The 15,129-nt window shown below is 53.0% G+C and carries 17 protein-coding genes; 6 read left to right on the top strand and 11 right to left on the bottom strand.

From position 1 onward, the window contains the following. Nucleotides 1–18 precede the first annotated feature (18 nt). Nucleotides 19–747, bottom strand: a complete 729-nt coding sequence (locus BLR00_RS05085) for an LOG family protein (RefSeq protein ID WP_074631169.1) — start codon at nucleotides 745–747, stop codon at nucleotides 19–21. Between the two features lie 20 nt (nucleotides 748–767). Here BLR00_RS05085 and polA point away from each other — a divergent pair, with 20 nt between their 5' ends. The 5 genes from polA (at nucleotide 768) to rplS (ending at nucleotide 5,744) form a co-directional block, all read left to right on the top strand. Next, the gene (gene polA / locus BLR00_RS05090) at nucleotides 768–3,518 is read left to right on the top strand and encodes a DNA polymerase I (protein WP_074631172.1); all 2,751 of its coding nucleotides are present in this window, start codon (nucleotides 768–770) and stop codon (nucleotides 3,516–3,518) included. Between the two features lie 213 nt (nucleotides 3,519–3,731). Then, entirely contained in the window at nucleotides 3,732–3,998 is a 267-nt protein-coding gene (rpsP, locus tag BLR00_RS05095) for a 30S ribosomal protein S16 (RefSeq protein WP_074631175.1), read from the top strand. Between the two features lie 22 nt (nucleotides 3,999–4,020). Continuing rightward, nucleotides 4,021–4,533, top strand: a complete 513-nt coding sequence (rimM, locus tag BLR00_RS05100; protein WP_074631177.1) for a ribosome maturation factor RimM — start codon at nucleotides 4,021–4,023, stop codon at nucleotides 4,531–4,533. Between the two features lie 2 nt (nucleotides 4,534–4,535). Beyond that, nucleotides 4,536–5,306 (top strand): tRNA (guanosine(37)-N1)-methyltransferase TrmD, encoded by a 771-nt coding sequence (gene trmD / locus BLR00_RS05105; RefSeq protein ID WP_074631180.1) that lies wholly within the window; start codon nucleotides 4,536–4,538, stop codon nucleotides 5,304–5,306. A 39-nt stretch (nucleotides 5,307–5,345) separates the two neighbouring features. Then, complete coding sequence (gene rplS / locus BLR00_RS05110; protein WP_074631182.1) at nucleotides 5,346–5,744, top strand: 50S ribosomal protein L19; 399 nt, start codon at nucleotides 5,346–5,348, stop codon at nucleotides 5,742–5,744. A gap of 188 nt (nucleotides 5,745–5,932) precedes the next feature. On the opposite strand, the gene BLR00_RS05115 is transcribed toward rplS, so the two are convergent. The 3 genes from BLR00_RS05115 to BLR00_RS05125 are packed head-to-tail and all read right to left on the bottom strand — an operon-like array spanning nucleotide 5,933 to nucleotide 7,550. Then, nucleotides 5,933–6,589 (bottom strand): c-type cytochrome, encoded by a 657-nt coding sequence (locus BLR00_RS05115; RefSeq protein WP_256324050.1) that lies wholly within the window; start codon nucleotides 6,587–6,589, stop codon nucleotides 5,933–5,935. Nucleotides 6,590–6,594: 5 nt separating this feature from the next. Continuing rightward, nucleotides 6,595–7,077, bottom strand: a complete 483-nt coding sequence (locus BLR00_RS05120) for a DUF411 domain-containing protein (protein ID WP_074631187.1) — start codon at nucleotides 7,075–7,077, stop codon at nucleotides 6,595–6,597. After that, the gene (locus tag BLR00_RS05125) at nucleotides 7,074–7,550 is read right to left on the bottom strand and encodes a cupredoxin domain-containing protein (protein WP_074631189.1); all 477 of its coding nucleotides are present in this window, start codon (nucleotides 7,548–7,550) and stop codon (nucleotides 7,074–7,076) included. Before BLR00_RS05125 ends, BLR00_RS05120 begins: the two co-directional genes overlap by 4 nt. Before the next feature lie 541 nt (nucleotides 7,551–8,091). Between BLR00_RS05125 and BLR00_RS05130 the strand changes: the two genes are divergently transcribed. After that, a complete protein-coding gene (locus BLR00_RS05130) occupies nucleotides 8,092–9,312 on the top strand; it encodes a hypothetical protein (RefSeq protein WP_074631192.1) in 1,221 nt (406 codons plus the stop codon). A gap of 117 nt (nucleotides 9,313–9,429) precedes the next feature. Here the strand turns inward: BLR00_RS05130 and BLR00_RS05135 are convergent, their stop codons facing one another. The 7 genes from BLR00_RS05135 to BLR00_RS05165 form a co-directional block, all read right to left on the bottom strand. Then, nucleotides 9,430–9,990 (bottom strand): pseudouridine synthase, encoded by a 561-nt coding sequence (locus BLR00_RS05135; RefSeq protein ID WP_074631194.1) that lies wholly within the window; start codon nucleotides 9,988–9,990, stop codon nucleotides 9,430–9,432. Nucleotides 9,991–10,090: 100 nt separating this feature from the next. Beyond that, entirely contained in the window at nucleotides 10,091–10,408 is a 318-nt protein-coding gene (locus BLR00_RS05140) for a DUF167 domain-containing protein (protein WP_074634143.1), read from the bottom strand. A gap of 56 nt (nucleotides 10,409–10,464) precedes the next feature. Next, nucleotides 10,465–11,037 carry a YggT family protein gene (locus tag BLR00_RS05145; protein ID WP_074631197.1) on the bottom strand — a complete coding sequence of 191 codons (573 nt, stop codon included), beginning with the start codon at nucleotides 11,035–11,037 and terminating at the stop codon, nucleotides 10,465–10,467. Nucleotides 11,038–11,260: 223 nt separating this feature from the next. After that, the gene (gene proC / locus BLR00_RS05150) at nucleotides 11,261–12,073 is read right to left on the bottom strand and encodes a pyrroline-5-carboxylate reductase (RefSeq protein WP_074631200.1); all 813 of its coding nucleotides are present in this window, start codon (nucleotides 12,071–12,073) and stop codon (nucleotides 11,261–11,263) included. A gap of 84 nt (nucleotides 12,074–12,157) precedes the next feature. Beyond that, nucleotides 12,158–12,973, bottom strand: a complete 816-nt coding sequence (mutM, locus tag BLR00_RS05155; protein WP_074631202.1) for a bifunctional DNA-formamidopyrimidine glycosylase/DNA-(apurinic or apyrimidinic site) lyase — start codon at nucleotides 12,971–12,973, stop codon at nucleotides 12,158–12,160. A gap of 27 nt (nucleotides 12,974–13,000) precedes the next feature. Next, complete coding sequence (locus BLR00_RS05160) at nucleotides 13,001–14,356, bottom strand: GldG family protein (RefSeq protein WP_308811296.1); 1,356 nt, start codon at nucleotides 14,354–14,356, stop codon at nucleotides 13,001–13,003. A 20-nt stretch (nucleotides 14,357–14,376) separates the two neighbouring features. After that, the gene (locus BLR00_RS05165) at nucleotides 14,377–15,123 is read right to left on the bottom strand and encodes an ABC transporter permease (protein ID WP_074631204.1); all 747 of its coding nucleotides are present in this window, start codon (nucleotides 15,121–15,123) and stop codon (nucleotides 14,377–14,379) included. Nucleotides 15,124–15,129: the final 6 nt, after the last annotated feature.

Here is a 15,129-nt window from a genome sequence, read left to right on the forward strand (position 1 = left end):
TCTGAAATGACACGGGTTTTACAGATTGAGCTGAACTTCCCGTTCAGCTGTGGAAGGCTCGAAGCCGCTGGTTTCATAATACCTGAATATTGCCTTGACTACTTCGCGGGGTTCATCGATCACCTGTATCAAATCCATATCTTCCGGGGCAATCATGCCCTCGGTTATGAGGGTATGCCGCAGCCAGTCGAGCATGCCGCGCCAGAAGTCTGAGCAAACCAGAATAATCGGCATTTTCCGTGTCTTGCCGGTCTGAACCAGCGTGAGTGCTTCCATCAGTTCGTCCAGCGTGCCGAATCCGCCGGGTAAGACGACGTAAGCAGTAGCGAATTTCACGAACATATACTTGCGCGCAAAAAAATGGCGGAAAGTCTGGCTGACGTCCTGGTAAGTATTACGATGTTGTTCGTGTGGGAGCTGGATATTCAGGCCGATACTCGGCGACGTGCCAAAGTAAGCGCCCTTGTTGGCCGCCTCCATGATACCTGGACCGCCGCCCGAGATGACGGAAAAGCCGGCATCGGACAATTGCCGCGCGATCTGCTCGGTTAATATATAGTTGGGATGATCGGGAAGCGTACGCGCGCTCCCGAAAATACTGACGGCGGGCCGAATTGAATTCAAGCGTTCCGTAGCTTCGACAAATTCTGCCATAATGCCGAACACGCGCCACGACTCCCTCGCCGACCAGGTTTTTTCCAGAAAATCATTTGTCATGGTACGGGCTAACTTATCTTGCGTGCTCATTGAAAACCTTTGGAAGTTAAATGAAAACATTGCTGCTGGTTGATGGCTCATCCTACCTGTATCGCGCTTTCCATGCGCTGCCGGATTTGCGCAACCGCAATAACGAACCGACCGGTGCGATTTATGGCGTGCTTAACATGCTGCGCCGTTTGCACAAGGATTACCAGGCTCATTATAGCGCTTGCGTATTTGATGCAAAAGGCAAGACTTTTCGCGACGACCTCTATGCGGAATATAAAGCGCACCGTCCCCCCATGCCGGGCGATCTGGCGGCGCAGATCGCGCCGCTGCATGAGTGCATAAGCGCCATGGGTTGGCCAATGCTGATTGTGGAAGGCGTGGAGGCGGATGATGTGATTGGCACGCTGGCTAAACAAGCCGTGCTCGAAAACATGCATTGTGTCATTTCCACCGGTGATAAGGACATTGCGCAACTGGTGAATCCGCAAGTGACGCTGATCAATACCATGAGCAATGAAACGCTCGACGAAGCGGCGGTGCTTGCCAAATTTGGCGTGACGCCAGCGCGCATGCTCGATTATCTGGCATTGGTGGGTGACACGGTGGACAACATTCCGGGCGTGGAAAAGGTCGGCCCCAAAACCGCGGTGAAATGGCTCACCCAATATGGCACATTGGACAATCTTATCATTCATGCAAATGAAATTGGTGGCGCGGTGGGGGAAAATTTGCGTGCGGCGCTCGACTGGTTGAGCCGATCGCGCGAATTACTGGCGATAAAGTGTGATGTGGTACTCCCTGTCGCTTTACACGATCTTGGGCTGCAACCGCAGGATACCGTAAAACTGGCCGAGCTGTACGAGCGGCTGGATTTTAAAACCTGGTTGCGGGAAATACGGCAGAATGTGGGCTCGGGCTCGGGGAATCCAAGAGTGATTGGCGACGCGCCTTCGGCCACCGGATATCCGGCAGTGGATGCGGATCGGCAATCTTCGGATAGGGTGTCAGCGGACTATCGGACCATTCTCACGCAATCTCAACTGGATGAATGGATCGCACGCATTCATGCCGCGCCGCTGGTTTCGCTGGATACGGAAACCACCGGACTGGATCCGATGCAGTCGCAGCTCGTCGGAATTTCGTTTTCCATTGCGCCTCATCAGGCGGCTTACCTGCCGCTGACCCACCGGTACGCAGGTGTGCCGCCGCAACTGGGGGTGGATCTCGTGCTCGATAAGCTCAGGCCCTGGCTGGAAGACCCCACCAGATCTAAAGTGGGCCAGAATCTAAAATATGACAAACACATTCTTGCCAATCATGACATTACCTTGAACGGGATTGTCCACGATACGCTATTGCAGTCCTACGTACTGGAATCCCATCGTCCGCATGATATGGATAATCTTGCGTTGCGGCATCTTGGAGCCAAAACCATTGGCTATGATGAGATCACCGGCAAGGGGGCCGGGCGTATCGGTTTTGATCAGGTAGACATCGAACGTGCGGCGCAATATGCGGCGGAAGATGCCGATATCACGCTGCAACTGCATCAACACTTGTACCCCGAAATAGCGAAGGACGCGAAGCTCGATTACATCTATCGCGCACTTGAAATGCCGGTATTGGACATACTGTTTGAAATGGAGCGTAACGGCGTATTGCTGGACTTAAGATTGCTGGAAATCCAAAGCCGCGAACTCGGCGAGAAAATGCTGGCGCTGGAAGGGCAGGCACACGCAATTGCCGGGCAGCCATTCAACCTGAATTCACCCAGGCAAATTCAGGAGATACTGTTCAATCAGCTCAAGCTTCCCGTTATCAAGAAAACGCCGGGCGGCACACCCTCCACCGACGAAGACGTGCTGCAACAGCTCGCGCCGGATTATCCCCTGGCAAAAATCCTGCTCGAATACCGCGGTCTTGCCAAGCTTAAATCCACTTATACGGACAAGCTGCCGCGCATGGTGGATGCCGCAACCGGCCGCGTGCACACCAATTATGCGCAAGCGGTGGCGGTGACCGGGCGGCTCGCCAGCAATGAGCCCAACCTGCAAAACATCCCGGTACGCACCGCCGAAGGCCGCCGTATCCGCGAAGCATTTATCGCATCGCCCGGGCATCGCATTATCTCTGCTGATTATTCGCAGATCGAGCTACGCATCATGGCGCACATATCACAGGACGCGGGATTGCTCAAAGCGTTCGCCGCAGGCGAGGACATACATCGCGCCACTGCAGCGGAGGTGTTTGGCGCGGCGCTGGAAGCGGTGAATAATGAACAGCGCCGCTACGCAAAAATCATCAACTTCGGGCTGATTTACGGCATGTCCGAATTCGGCCTCGCCTCGCAACTCGGCATCGAACGCTCCGCCGCCCGTGCTTACATGGACCGGTACTTTGCCCGCTATCCAGGAGTCGCGAATTACATGCAACGTACCCGGGAAGCCGCAAGAGAAAACGGTTACGTCGAAACCGTATTTGGACGCAGATTATGGTTGCCGGAGATCAACAGTTCCAACGGCAATCGCAGACAGGGTGCGGAACGCGCCGCAATCAACGCCCCCATGCAGGGTACCGCGGCCGATATCATCAAGCTTGCCATGATCGCAGTGCATGGCTGGCTGGCCAAAACAGGCTTGCGTAGCAAATTGATCATGCAAGTCCATGACGAGCTGGTACTGGAAGTACCGGATGACGAAATCGAAACGGTAAAAGATGAGCTGCCGCGGCTAATGGGTGGTGCGGCGACGCTTGATGTACCACTGCTGGTGGAGGTGGGTGTGGGTCCGAATTGGGAGCAAGCGCACTGAGGAATCGTACAACAAGTCCTTCCATGGAAGCAGCGTAGGAGCGCTGCCAACGCCAACCATTCAAACAGATTTGAAGTCATTCTGTTTTATGTCGTTAATCCCGCTCCCGGCAGAGATGTTTTATACCGTCAGCAATATTATATACTTGCTAATAGGATAAAGATTACCGTAAAATCTCACCCTTTTCGGTTCCGGACCCACATAGGCATATACATGGTCATTATTCGACTGGCGCGAAGCGGTGCCAAGAAACGTCCGTTTTTTAACATGGTAGTAGCGGATTCCCGAGACGCCCGTGACGGCAAGTTCATTGAGCGCATTGGTTTTTATAACCCCAGGGCGGCTGGAGGCGAAGACACATTGCGTGTTCAATTGGATCGTGTCACCCATTGGCAATCACAGGGTGCACGATTATCCGATACCGTTACAAGGCTGGTCAGACAGTTCGGTGCAAAACAAAAAGCCGCAGGAAGCAGCTAAATCAGGCGAAGCAGCCGAGCCAATGGTGGTGATGGGGCGTATTGCCGGCCCCTTTGGTGTGTTAGGCTGGATCAAGGTTTTTCCCTTTACTGAATATGTAGACGGGCTGCTTGACTATCCAGTCTGGTGGCTGGGCAAAGGCAATGGGGAATGGCGCGAGGTAAAAGTTACCGGATGCGAAGTTCACGGGAATACGTTGACGGCCGCGCTTGAGCCATACGCTGACCGTACTGCGGCAATGCGGTTGAAGGGCATGCAGATTGCGATACCTCGCAGCCAGCTGCCGAGTTTGTCCAAGAGCGGTAAGGATGGCTACTACTGGTCGGATCTAATCGGCCTTGAAGTCATTAATCTGCGGAATGAAGAATTGGGGAAAGTAACCGGGTTACTGGAAACTGGTGCCAACGATGTGCTTCAAGTGCAAAGTCTGATAGAAGGTGAGAAGGAACGATTGATCCCCTTTGTCAGCCAGGTGATTGTCAAGGTGGATTTAAAGGCTTGCCGGATAACGGTGGACTGGGGTGTGGACTACTAGCCGTGGCTTTTGAGTTCGACGTCATTACGCTGTTCCCCGAAATGTTTGATGCCATCACCCGATACGGCATAACCGGCCGGGCGAAGGAAAACGGGATTTACCGGTTGCATACCTGGAACCCGCGTGATTTCACTGAGGATAATCACCGTACAGTGGATGATCGTCCTTACGGCGGCGGCCCGGGAATGCTGATGCTGGCACAGCCGCTGGAAAAAGCCGTCGCTGCAGCCAGGACGCGGCAGACAGGTAATGGTGTTAATGGGACAAAGGTAATCTATCTTTCTCCCCAAGGACGTTTGTTAGACCACGACCTGGTGATGGAACTGTGCGAATTGCCATCATTGGTACTACTCGCCGGGCGCTATGAAGGCGTGGATGAGCGTTTGATAACGCGTGAGGTGGATGACGAAGTTTCCATCGGCGATTATGTGCTCTCTGGCGGAGAGCTCGCGGCAATGGTGCTGATAGACAGTATGGTGCGGCAGATGCCAGGCGTACTGGGAGACGCGGATTCAGCCAGCCAGGACTCGTTTGTGAGTGGGTTGCTTGATTTTCCCCAGTACACGCGACCGGAAGTTTATCAGGGAAAAGTCGTGCCGGAGGTTCTCATGTCCGGCAACCACGCCAGAATCAAGCGCTGGCGTTTGCAACAGTCATTGGGCAGAACATGGCTGAGGCGACCGGATTTACTGGCGTTGAAAATTGAACGCGGCTTGACCGGAGAGGAAACCGAGTTGCTGGAAGCGTTCAAGCACGCTTATGAATCGAACTGAAGTAATAGAAACCAAGCGAAATAAAGTAAGGAGTGGCAAATGAATCTGATCGAACAACTTGAAAACGAAGAAATCAGCCGTCTTGGCAAGACAATTCCGGATTTCGCCCCCGGCGACACGGTAATTGTTAACGTCAAAGTGGTTGAAGGCGACCGTAAACGCGTACAAGCTTATGAAGGCGTTGTTATCGCCAAGCGTAATCGCGGCCTCAACTCGGCTTTTACCGTACGCAAAGTGTCCAGTGGTGAGGGTGTGGAACGAACTTTCCAGACCTATTCACCGCTAATTGCCAGCGTAGAAATCAAACGTCGTGGCGATGTTCGCCGCGCCAAGCTATATTACCTGCGGGATCGTTCCGGTAAATCGGCGCGCATTCGCGAGAAGCTTCCGGCTCGTGCCGCGGTAAAGAAGGGACCCGCGAAAGCGGAGCTGGCCTAAGCTTCAATCGCAACGCTCCGAGTCCTTGGAGCGAAGTCAAGCACCGAAAAGATCAAGGGTCAAGCGGGAGTCGGCCGCTTGACCCTACCCTATATGCGCCGGTCAGCATGGACTGGTTACAACCCGGCTGCTGAAGTAGCCAATACCGACTCTGCCCTTGGCCTATCGCTACCGGCAACCAATAGCACTCAATTTTTCTTCGGTTCCGGCTTATTCTCAATTTCCTTGTGCCAGATATCGTAGACTTCATCTGGCCACAGTGATTTGATCCAGACAATCACGTCATCGATTTGCTGATTTGTCAACTTGCCATCCCACGATGGCATGCCTCCGATATCTGCCGGACTACCTACCCGGATCATTCTTTCCAGTGTCTCGGTTGAGTGATGCCAGGCGTGGGCGCTGCCGTCCAGCGGCGGTGGCGGGTATCTGCCGTCAGCGCCAGGATTCCGCCAGCCTGGCGTGGCTTCCCCATTGGGTCCATGACAATTGGCACAATTTGCACGATAAACAGCTTCACCACGCTTGATTTTCTCGGGATCAAGCTTGCGTGCCGCCAGGTTTTTTGGCTCCGCTGGCGCGGCAATAGGTGGTGCCGGTTCAGCAGCGGGTGAGATTGAGCCGGCAGAGGGCGTTTCCGGTGCAGCAGCGGGTGCGACAGCGGGTATCGGCGCAGCGGCAGGAGGCTTCGATTCACCGCAACCGGCGATCAAGACAACTACCATGCCTGCCAGAAGGACATAGAGCAGACTCTTGTTACCCTTCGTATTTATCGGCATGAATGCGGAGGTTGAAGATTTTCTTTGCTGGTTCCCAAGGACAGCGAGAGTAAGGGAAGATTTCATGCCCCTCATTTCAATCTCATCAGGGATTCTTTTGGATCAGATGGTAGATGTCGGCTGTACACGGTCGTATCGCCTTGTTTGTTGATTAGGAGCACGTCATAAGGATCGCTGCGCGCGCCCTCCATGCCGGGAGAACCATGAGGCATTCCCGGAGCGGTCAGGCCAATCGCGCGCGGACGCTCTTTGAGAAACCGTTTGATGTCCTGTGCGGGCACGTGACCTTCAATCGCATAACCATCAACCAGGGCGGTATGACAGGAACCAAGCGTAGTGGAAATACCCGCACGCTCGCGTACCTCCTTGTTGCCCACATCGTGGGTGTTGACGGTAAAGCCATTCGCACGCATATGGTCGACCCATTTTGCGCAGCACTTGCAGGTTGCACTTTTGTAGACCTCGACGGTTGTCGAGGTGGCGTTAGCGGCAGCACTCGACAAGGCGCCGACGAGAAGGGATCCAGCTAATAAGGTGTAAGTTAGTTTTTTCATTTGGCCTCTACTTCGATTGTTCCTTTCATGCCCGGGAAACCCATACCTTTGAAGTGGCCTGGCAGCGGGCAGGCGAAGTCGACCACGCCGGCTTCAGTGAAATGCCATACCAGTTCCCCGGTCTTGCCCGGGCTGACGGAGATCATATTGGGTTCATCGGGGTGTTCCTTGTCGGGGAATTTTTTCATTATTTTTCCATGCTTATCAATTTCATCCGGGGTGCCAATCATTATCTCGTGTTTTTTCTTACCGGTGTTCTTAAGCAAGAATTTAATCGTTTCACCCTGTTTCACTTTTATTTCAGAAGGTTTAAACCGGTTCTCCACCATTGTGACTTCAATGGTGCGTGACACTTTGCTCAGATCACCAGGGCTGCCGACGGTGCTATCTCCACCCGGATGATTCTCGTCGGCGGAGATTCCGGCCGACATCAAGCCCAAGGTTAGTGCAGATACGATCAAAAGGTGCTTCATGTGTTCTCCTTTCCGTAGAGATCCCATACCCCTCTTTTAAGCATCAAACTTATTATGATTACCTTCATGTCAATATAGCAAGAAAACGCACCACCACCCATTTTATTCTAACAAGGACGTATCTGATGTGCTTTTAAATCTGGGACGCGAACATATTTTATTACCTTGTGCCGCTATCAATGGTTAAAATATCTTGATCAGTAGGATTGGGCAGATGTAATGTCATGGCGTGATAGACTGCAAAGCGGCTCTGTAGTTCCTATTTTTAATGGTTGGGCAGCCTGTGGGATTTGAAGAATCGAAGCGAAAAGAATGACGGAGAGGACAGATATCGAGAGCCGATTGTTGTTTATTAATTAAAAAGCGGCGAAATATAGACCGGCCAGCCGTTAAGCGTTTTCAGTCTGTACTAAACGAACTCCACATAATCCGGTATAGCTTGGCCAAATGCCATGCTATGAACCGAATCGGCCGCACAGGTGTGCTGGTATCTATATTTACTCCGTATAACAATAACTTGTCTGCTACTCCCCCTGCTGAGATGAAAATACCCTATATAGATATCCTTTGCCCTCTGCGCTCGTTATTCTTGACGCTGTGTCTTGTATCCGCGTTCGCGCTCTCCGGTTGTGTCTCGCCCATCGCGCTCAATCGTGCAGTCGGGGCCTATGATGAAGCCATCACCACCGCTGCTTCCCGACAGCTATTGACAAATATCGCCCGCGCTCATCACCATCAACCAATTCACTTTACCGGGGTTTCGAATGTCGCGGCTACCTTCGATTTCCGCTTCAGTGCAGGGGCCACTCCCGCGCTGGGGGGACTTGCCGGCGAGGTGTTGATGCCCACATTTGGCGGCAGCGTCGCGGAAAATCCCACCATCAGCATTGTCCCGATCGAAGGCGAAGAATTTACCAGGCGGCTGCTCACCCCGTTTCAGCAAGGCAAGCTCACGCTTCTGCTCCGTCAGCGCTTTGATATCGATCTCTTGCTGAGGTTGATGGCGCAGGAAGTGCGTATTCAGGATTCCACACCAAAGGTTGCGTATCGAAATAGACCCTCTGATTCATTGGGCTACGAAATGTTCCGTCGCGTGGTGCTGCATCTTTCGGCCATTCAGGACCAAAACCAGCTCTATGCTGAACCGCTGAATCTGGAACGCACCTGGATCATCCCCGCTGGTTCAGTTTCGGCGGAAGGCTTTCAGGCTCTGGAGAAAGAGTTTTTCGTGCTCTATAACAAGCAGGACAATACTTACATGCTTCGTAAACAAGTGCCAGGTCCGATTCTCATCACCAACTATGATCCCGAAACGCTATCCCTGGAGGAACGTGCGCAGTTGAACAATGAAGGAGGGACCTGGAATCCCCACGATGTTGCTTTCGACATTCGCTCTAACCTTCCAGGGGGAGAGTGGCCAATGAGAGGAACCTTCCGGCTCAGAAGTTTTCACGAAATTCTCAACTTCCTCGGCCGCTCCCTCGGCGACGAGCCGGAGTATCATGTCGAGAAAGACATACGGACGCTCGCCATCAAAGGCGATGAAAATCCGATCGCTACCATGGGACTCGTCGTGTCGGATAAACCGCCATTGGAAGCCGATCTTTCGATCCGTTCGCATAATCGGTACTACTCCGTGAATACCGCTGGCCCGCTTGCTCGTTGGAACCGGGATGCCTTCCAGATGTTGTACCTGTTGTTTCAAATGACCATCACGGATTTGCCGCGTACCGGCGTGCCGAGTATCACGATTGCCAAGTAATTCAACCCTTCTAGCGTTGCTGCGAATGTGCGGCGTCGCTGGGAGAGAGCAAATAGTGGGCAATGCATCCAGTCGATCTACACATGGTGTGCCTGACAAGGGTGTTCCCCGGCTATTCTAAAGCAGTGGCTGCATACTCGAAAAGCGCCATTCACCCGGTGCAAGGCCGTGCAGGGAATATGCGCCGATCGCATGGCGGATCAGCCGCAGCGTAGGGAAAGATACAGCCGCCGTCATATGTCTGACCTGGCGGTTCTTGCCTTCCATGAGCGTCAATTCGATCCATGAAGTAGGGATGTTTTTCCGGAAGCGAATAGGTGGTGTGCGCGGCCAGAGGTTCCCCGGTTCATCCAGTAGAAGTAGACGTACTTGCGCGGGCATGGTCTTGAAAGCCCTCAGTATCACACCCCGGCGCAATTTATCCAGTGCAACTTCATCGGGTACACCTTCTACCTGCACCCAGTATGTTTTCGGCAGCTTATGCTCGGGGTTGCTGATCCTGTTTTGCAATTTGCCATCATCGGTGAGGAGTACCAGACCTTCGCTATCGGCATCGAGTCGTCCGGCGGCATAAAAACCTGACAGCGGTATGAAATCTTTGAGAGACTTGTATCCGGCCTCGGGCGTGAACTGGCAAATGACTCCGTAAGGTTTATTGAAAAGAATCAGGCGAGACATGATTTTTGTCGATAGGACTGCACGGTATTTACCGGGAAATATGGAATAGAAATTAACCTGAATCCAGTAGTTGCAGCAAACTCACCTGCAGGATTCAGGATTAATCCGTTCCGGAATTGGGTGTCTTAAACAATACATCCGGTTCTAATACCGTTTGCCAGATTTCAACGACTTTGCGCCGGGATTTGACTCCGTGTCTGAGTGTCACCTGACTTAGCGGCACGCCAAAAGTCATTGCAAGAAACTTTAGCAGCGCAGTGTTGGCCGCACCTTCCACCGGTGGCGCGGCAAGCCTGATTTTCAGTGCGTCGCCATGCAGCCCGACGGCTTCGGTGCGTTTCGCACCGGGTTGTATGTGAACCCTAAGGATAAGCCGCTGACCACCATCAGCGCAGTGGTGCCAGGCGTGGTGCGACAATGCTGACGACACAAAAAAACTCCCGTAAGGTATCAATACTTCGACAGACTCATACATCAGAATAGAAGAGAGATCTCCTTGCCTGCCCCCGCTACGACGAACAGCAGTAATTGAATAATCACCAGCACAAACAGGGGCGACAGGTCGACATTGCCGATCGGTGGAATACGCCTGCGGATAACGCCGAGGAATGGCCGTGTGAAGCTGTCGAGCATCGGGGCAAGGGGAGTGTGAGGATTGAACCAGGAAAGTACCGCCTGCATGATGATCGCCACCAAAATAATATAGAGTGTCATTTTGATAATCTCTATCAATCCCAGCAGCACCAGTCCCGTGATCGCGATGCCGATAGTCGATCTGAACTCATATCCTTGAAGCATAAGCACGCCGGTCAGCAACATGCATTGCGCAAGCCATGCCAATAACAACGTGGAAAGATCCATTCCGCTATATCCGGGAATGACCCGGCGGGCAGGCCGTACGATAAAATCGGTAAGTGCCACGAGAAATTGAGACAATGGGTTGCGGTAGGGCGCGCGGAGCAATTGCATATAAAAACGCAGCAGCAGCGCCAGAGAAAACAGACCCAGCAGGGTGTCGAGCAGAAATATCAGTATCTGGTTGAGCATATACGTTCCTGGAAAATAATAACCCTAGGGTCTGTTAACACTTATTTCGCACCCGCGTTTTTTGTGTAGCAACCCGAAGGGACGGGACGGATTTCATCCAGCCCTTCGTTACTCGCCGCTTACGGAGGCCCGCTCCGCCGCGCGGCTCACGCCTCGTACTGGATGAAATCCGTCGCCGTCGCGGGTGCGAAATAAGTGTTAACAGGCCCTAGGTGATAAAGTTTTATGTCCTGCCAAACTCGTCACCCAATTCACGCGAGCGTTGATTCGCCATATGAATCGCACGCACGATCGCATGCTTGACATTGTCATTTTCGAGAGACTGGATCGCGCGCTCTGTGGTGCCACCCTGGGAAGTTACCCGGGCACGTAGCGTGGCGACGTGTTCATCACTCTGAATTGCGAGCCGGGCAGCGCCGGCAAAGGTTTCCAGGCTTAATTGCCGTGCCTGGCTCGCATCCAGCCCTAGTTCCTGCCCCGCCTTCTGCATGGCCTCAATGAAATAAAATACGTAAGCCGGACCGCTGCCCGACAAGGCTGTCACCGCATCCAGCAGCTCCTCGTGATTGCACCATAGCACGGAACCGACCGCGCCAAGTATAGTCTCCGTGTTGCGCTTATCCTCCGCACTGACCCCATCCAGGGCATATAGTCCCGTAACCGCTGCGCGAATCAATGCCGGCGTGTTGGGCATGGCTCGCACCACACGTGCATAACCACTCATCCAGCGGCTTATATCAGTCGCGCGAATACCGGCAGCGATAGATATAATCAGATGGCTTCTAAGCAGTGCCGCGAGTTCCCGTGCCACAGCTGACAGCTGCTGCGGCTTTATCGCCAGCAGGATGACGTCGCTGCCGGATAAGCCTTTGGCGAGTTCCGCCACGGCTTCCACGTCAAATTCGTGCTTTATTTTCTCACGCCTTTCGGCGTTGATTTCGACTACACATATTTGCCCAGGCGAATAACCCTGTTGCAATAGGCCACCGATCAAGGCGAAAGACATATTGCCGCCGCCGATAAATGTGATGTTCATGTCGCTCCTGTGATTGTGAAGTCTCGTAAATGTGATGATATAGCGAGGGGGTCATGCTGAGCATTTCGCTGTTCTGTTCTCCCCTTATTTTTGACAATGTGGACAATAAAAACTTGAACGCTGTCCCTGCCTGATTTGCATGATGATTACACCGCACTTCCGGCATGGTTGCCCGTTTCGCTGATACACCCAATACTGTTGCTGAAAATAGCCGGGATTGCCGTCGCTGTTAACGAAGTCGCGCAAGCTGCTGCCGCCTGCTTCGATCGAGAGATTAAGCGTTTCCTTTATTGCCCGCACCAGTTTCTCGTACCTGCGCACGCCGATCCGCCCTGCGGGGGTTATGGGACTGATGCCCGCGCTGAAGAGCGCTTCACTGGCGTAAATATTGCCAACGCCGACGACAATGCGACTGTTCATCAGTACTTCCTTGATGCTGGCGCTGCGGCCTCGAGTCTTTTCGTATAACAATTTCCCATTGAACGCTTTGGTAAGCGGCTCAGGTCCAAGTTGAGCCAGTAAAGCATGGTGCATGACATCACCGGTGTTCCATAGCACTGCGCCAAAACGGCGCGGATCTTTGAAACGCAGAATTATGCCGGTATCCAGTATCAGGTCGATATGATCGTGTTTCTGCGGCGGCGTGGCGGCGGGAAGCAATCTCAGGCTGCCGGACATGCCGAGATGCAAGATCAGTGTTCCGGTGCCACAGTCGAATAGAAGGTATTTGCCGCGCCGGGTCACCGTATTGATTTTCAACCCGCAAAGCGTGTGTCCGAGATCGTGAGGTACCGGCCAGCGCAGGCTCAAATTTCGCAGCGTAGCACCAGCAAGACGGTGCCCCTCCAGATGAGGGACGATGCCACGACGGATAACTTCGACTTCTGGTAGTTCAGGCAACTGGAGTATCTCTATAAAGTTCGGGGTTCATCTTCTTCCACGCAGCCACCAAATGATCAATCCGCTTGCCAGGAAAACCAGTGGCAGAACGATGAGAAAACCGCCAGTAATGATGATAAGCGTTGATTCACTTAATACCAGGTTGCTGTCGAGTGTGGCCCGGGGTTGAATAGCAATGAGATTTTCGTCGCCAGTGAGCCAGTTGACGAGATTAATGCCAAAATCCAGATTGTTGCCGTTGCCCAGATACGTATTGGCAAGAAAATTCCCGCTGCCGATGACAGCGATGCGCTGTTCACGGTCTTGCAGAGTGCGGCGCAGGGTGGCAGCGATGCTTACGGGACCGGATACATCATACATTTTGTCGAAGACGATGCCGGAATCCAGCTTGCCGGTTTCCACCCATCCGCGGTGTGCCGCTTCCACCAGCGAGACGCTATGCCATACCTCATTTTCATTGACGATTATCTGGCGAGCAAAAGGAAACATCGTAATATAGTCGAAATTGTGTGTGACCGGATGCTGTCCATAATTCGCGCCTAACGCGACAGTGATGGGCAATTTCAACTGCTGAGCCTGAGGATCGACCACCACGCCCGGTGTGAGCGTCACCTCCAGTTTCTCGGCAAGCGGTTGCAAGCCATGCAAGGGGCCCTCATCTATTAGCCACAACAGGTTGCCGCCGCGGCCGATATACGCAAGCAATTTACCCACTTCTCCTTCCCGCAGGTCAATTTGCGGCGAGGCAATGACGAGCAAGCTCGTGTTGGCCGGTACATCGGGGGCAATAGAAAGATTGAGCGTTCCGGTCTTGAATCCCTTCCCCATCAATTGCTTGCCAAATTCTCCCAGGTCATGACTCGCGCTACCGTCCAGCTTGCGCTCACCATGGCCGCTGAGCATTGTTATGAGTTTCTTACTGGGGCGCGCCAATCGCATCAGCAGATTAGTGAACGTTTGCTCGTTGAACGTGCTGAGGTGTTCGCTTCTGCCATTGAACGTTACCACCATTTCCCCATTGACCTGAACTCCCGCTTCCCGTGTGAGTTTCGGCTGCTCGGCGGGATCGATGAATGTGACCATGAAATCGGGTTTGACACGCTGATAACGCGAGAGGAATTCATGGATGATTTTACGAATATTTCCCAATTGCGCATCTTGAGCGGTTGCGTAGACGGTGGCGTTAAGCGGGCCGTTGATTTTTTCTAGTACCTCCATACTTGCTTGACTTAGGCTGTTGCGCCCATTCTGGCTGATATCCCACTCAATACGGGTTTCATGCGCAAGATAGCCTAGCAACCCGGCCAACGATATCAGCAGCACTACAAACACGCTGTTTTGTATCAACCAGTACCTGCGTCGTTGGTGAGTGATCATGGCCATTTAGTCACATGACGCCAGGGTTAACCACGCAGCCGCTCCTTATCCAGCCGGCGAACAGATAGCACCAGAAAGACAAGGATGAACAGCGAGAAGTATGCCAGATCAAATGTATCGATCATGCCACGATTGAAATTTTCATAATGTGCGAGCAGAGAGAAATCACGTGTGACGCTGTCACTGTCGTCCCCCGCCGCAATGTCCAATACCCACAAAATCAGCAGTGTGCCCAGCGCGCCGGCAGCCGCAATCGCCGGATGGGCACTGAGGCAGGAAAAATAAAGTCCGAGGGAGGCGAAACAGGCGGTTATCAGGAATAGGCCGGCGACATTGCTCAGCAACAAGCCAAGATCCAGCGCTCCCCCCACCAGCAGAGACATTGACAGTGTTATGACCAGCGCAATCACCACTGAAAAGAAAATCATCAGGCTGAGGAATTTTCCCAGAACGATGTCGATCATCGAAATGGGTGCCGAAATGAGAAAGGTCATGGTGTGATTGCGGCGCTCCTCGGCGATGAGGCGTGCGGTTAAAAGGGGGGTGATCATAAGCAATACCACCGCGGCCATGGCGAATACCGGCGCAATAATCGTTTCCGTCGCGCCTGGCGGATTGGCGATTGTCATAAGCTGCGGCTGTATCTGCAGAAATGTATCGAGATGTACCAGAAAAATCCAGGCCAGCACTAATTGCACCAGTGCAAGCAATATCCAGGCTAGCGGCGAGCCAAACAAGATTTTTAGTTCTTTCCGGGTAATAATCAGAATCATGGCGAT

Source organism: Nitrosospira multiformis, from assembly GCF_900103165.1.
Classification (GTDB): Bacteria; Pseudomonadota; Gammaproteobacteria; order Burkholderiales; family Nitrosomonadaceae; genus Nitrosospira; species Nitrosospira multiformis_D.

Excerpts from the sequence above, each read along its gene's own strand:
- BLR00_RS05145 (WP_074631197.1), bottom strand. The coding sequence starts at position 11,037 with ATGCTCAACCAGATACTGATATTTCTGCTCGACACCCTGCTGGGTCTG.
- BLR00_RS05085 (WP_074631169.1), bottom strand. The coding sequence starts at position 747 with ATGAGCACGCAAGATAAGTTAGCCCGTACCATGACAAATGATTTTCTG.
- BLR00_RS05165 (WP_074631204.1), bottom strand. The coding sequence starts at position 15,123 with ATGATTCTGATTATTACCCGGAAAGAACTAAAAATCTTGTTTGGCTCG.
- BLR00_RS05120 (WP_074631187.1), bottom strand. The coding sequence starts at position 7,077 with ATGAAAAAACTAACTTACACCTTATTAGCTGGATCCCTTCTCGTCGGC.
- BLR00_RS05115 (WP_256324050.1), bottom strand. The coding sequence starts at position 6,589 with ATGAAATCTTCCCTTACTCTCGCTGTCCTTGGGAACCAGCAAAGAAAA.
- BLR00_RS05130 (WP_074631192.1), top strand. The coding sequence starts at position 8,092 with ATGAAAATACCCTATATAGATATCCTTTGCCCTCTGCGCTCGTTATTC.
- BLR00_RS05135 (WP_074631194.1), bottom strand. The coding sequence starts at position 9,990 with ATGTCTCGCCTGATTCTTTTCAATAAACCTTACGGAGTCATTTGCCAG.
- BLR00_RS05160 (WP_308811296.1), bottom strand. The coding sequence starts at position 14,356 with ATGGCCATGATCACTCACCAACGACGCAGGTACTGGTTGATACAAAAC.
- polA (WP_074631172.1), top strand. The coding sequence starts at position 768 with ATGAAAACATTGCTGCTGGTTGATGGCTCATCCTACCTGTATCGCGCT.
- rplS (WP_074631182.1), top strand. The coding sequence starts at position 5,346 with ATGAATCTGATCGAACAACTTGAAAACGAAGAAATCAGCCGTCTTGGC.
- rpsP (WP_074631175.1), top strand. The coding sequence starts at position 3,732 with ATGGTCATTATTCGACTGGCGCGAAGCGGTGCCAAGAAACGTCCGTTT.
- proC (WP_074631200.1), bottom strand. The coding sequence starts at position 12,073 with ATGAACATCACATTTATCGGCGGCGGCAATATGTCTTTCGCCTTGATC.
- rimM (WP_074631177.1), top strand. The coding sequence starts at position 4,021 with ATGGTGGTGATGGGGCGTATTGCCGGCCCCTTTGGTGTGTTAGGCTGG.
- BLR00_RS05125 (WP_074631189.1), bottom strand. The coding sequence starts at position 7,550 with ATGAAGCACCTTTTGATCGTATCTGCACTAACCTTGGGCTTGATGTCG.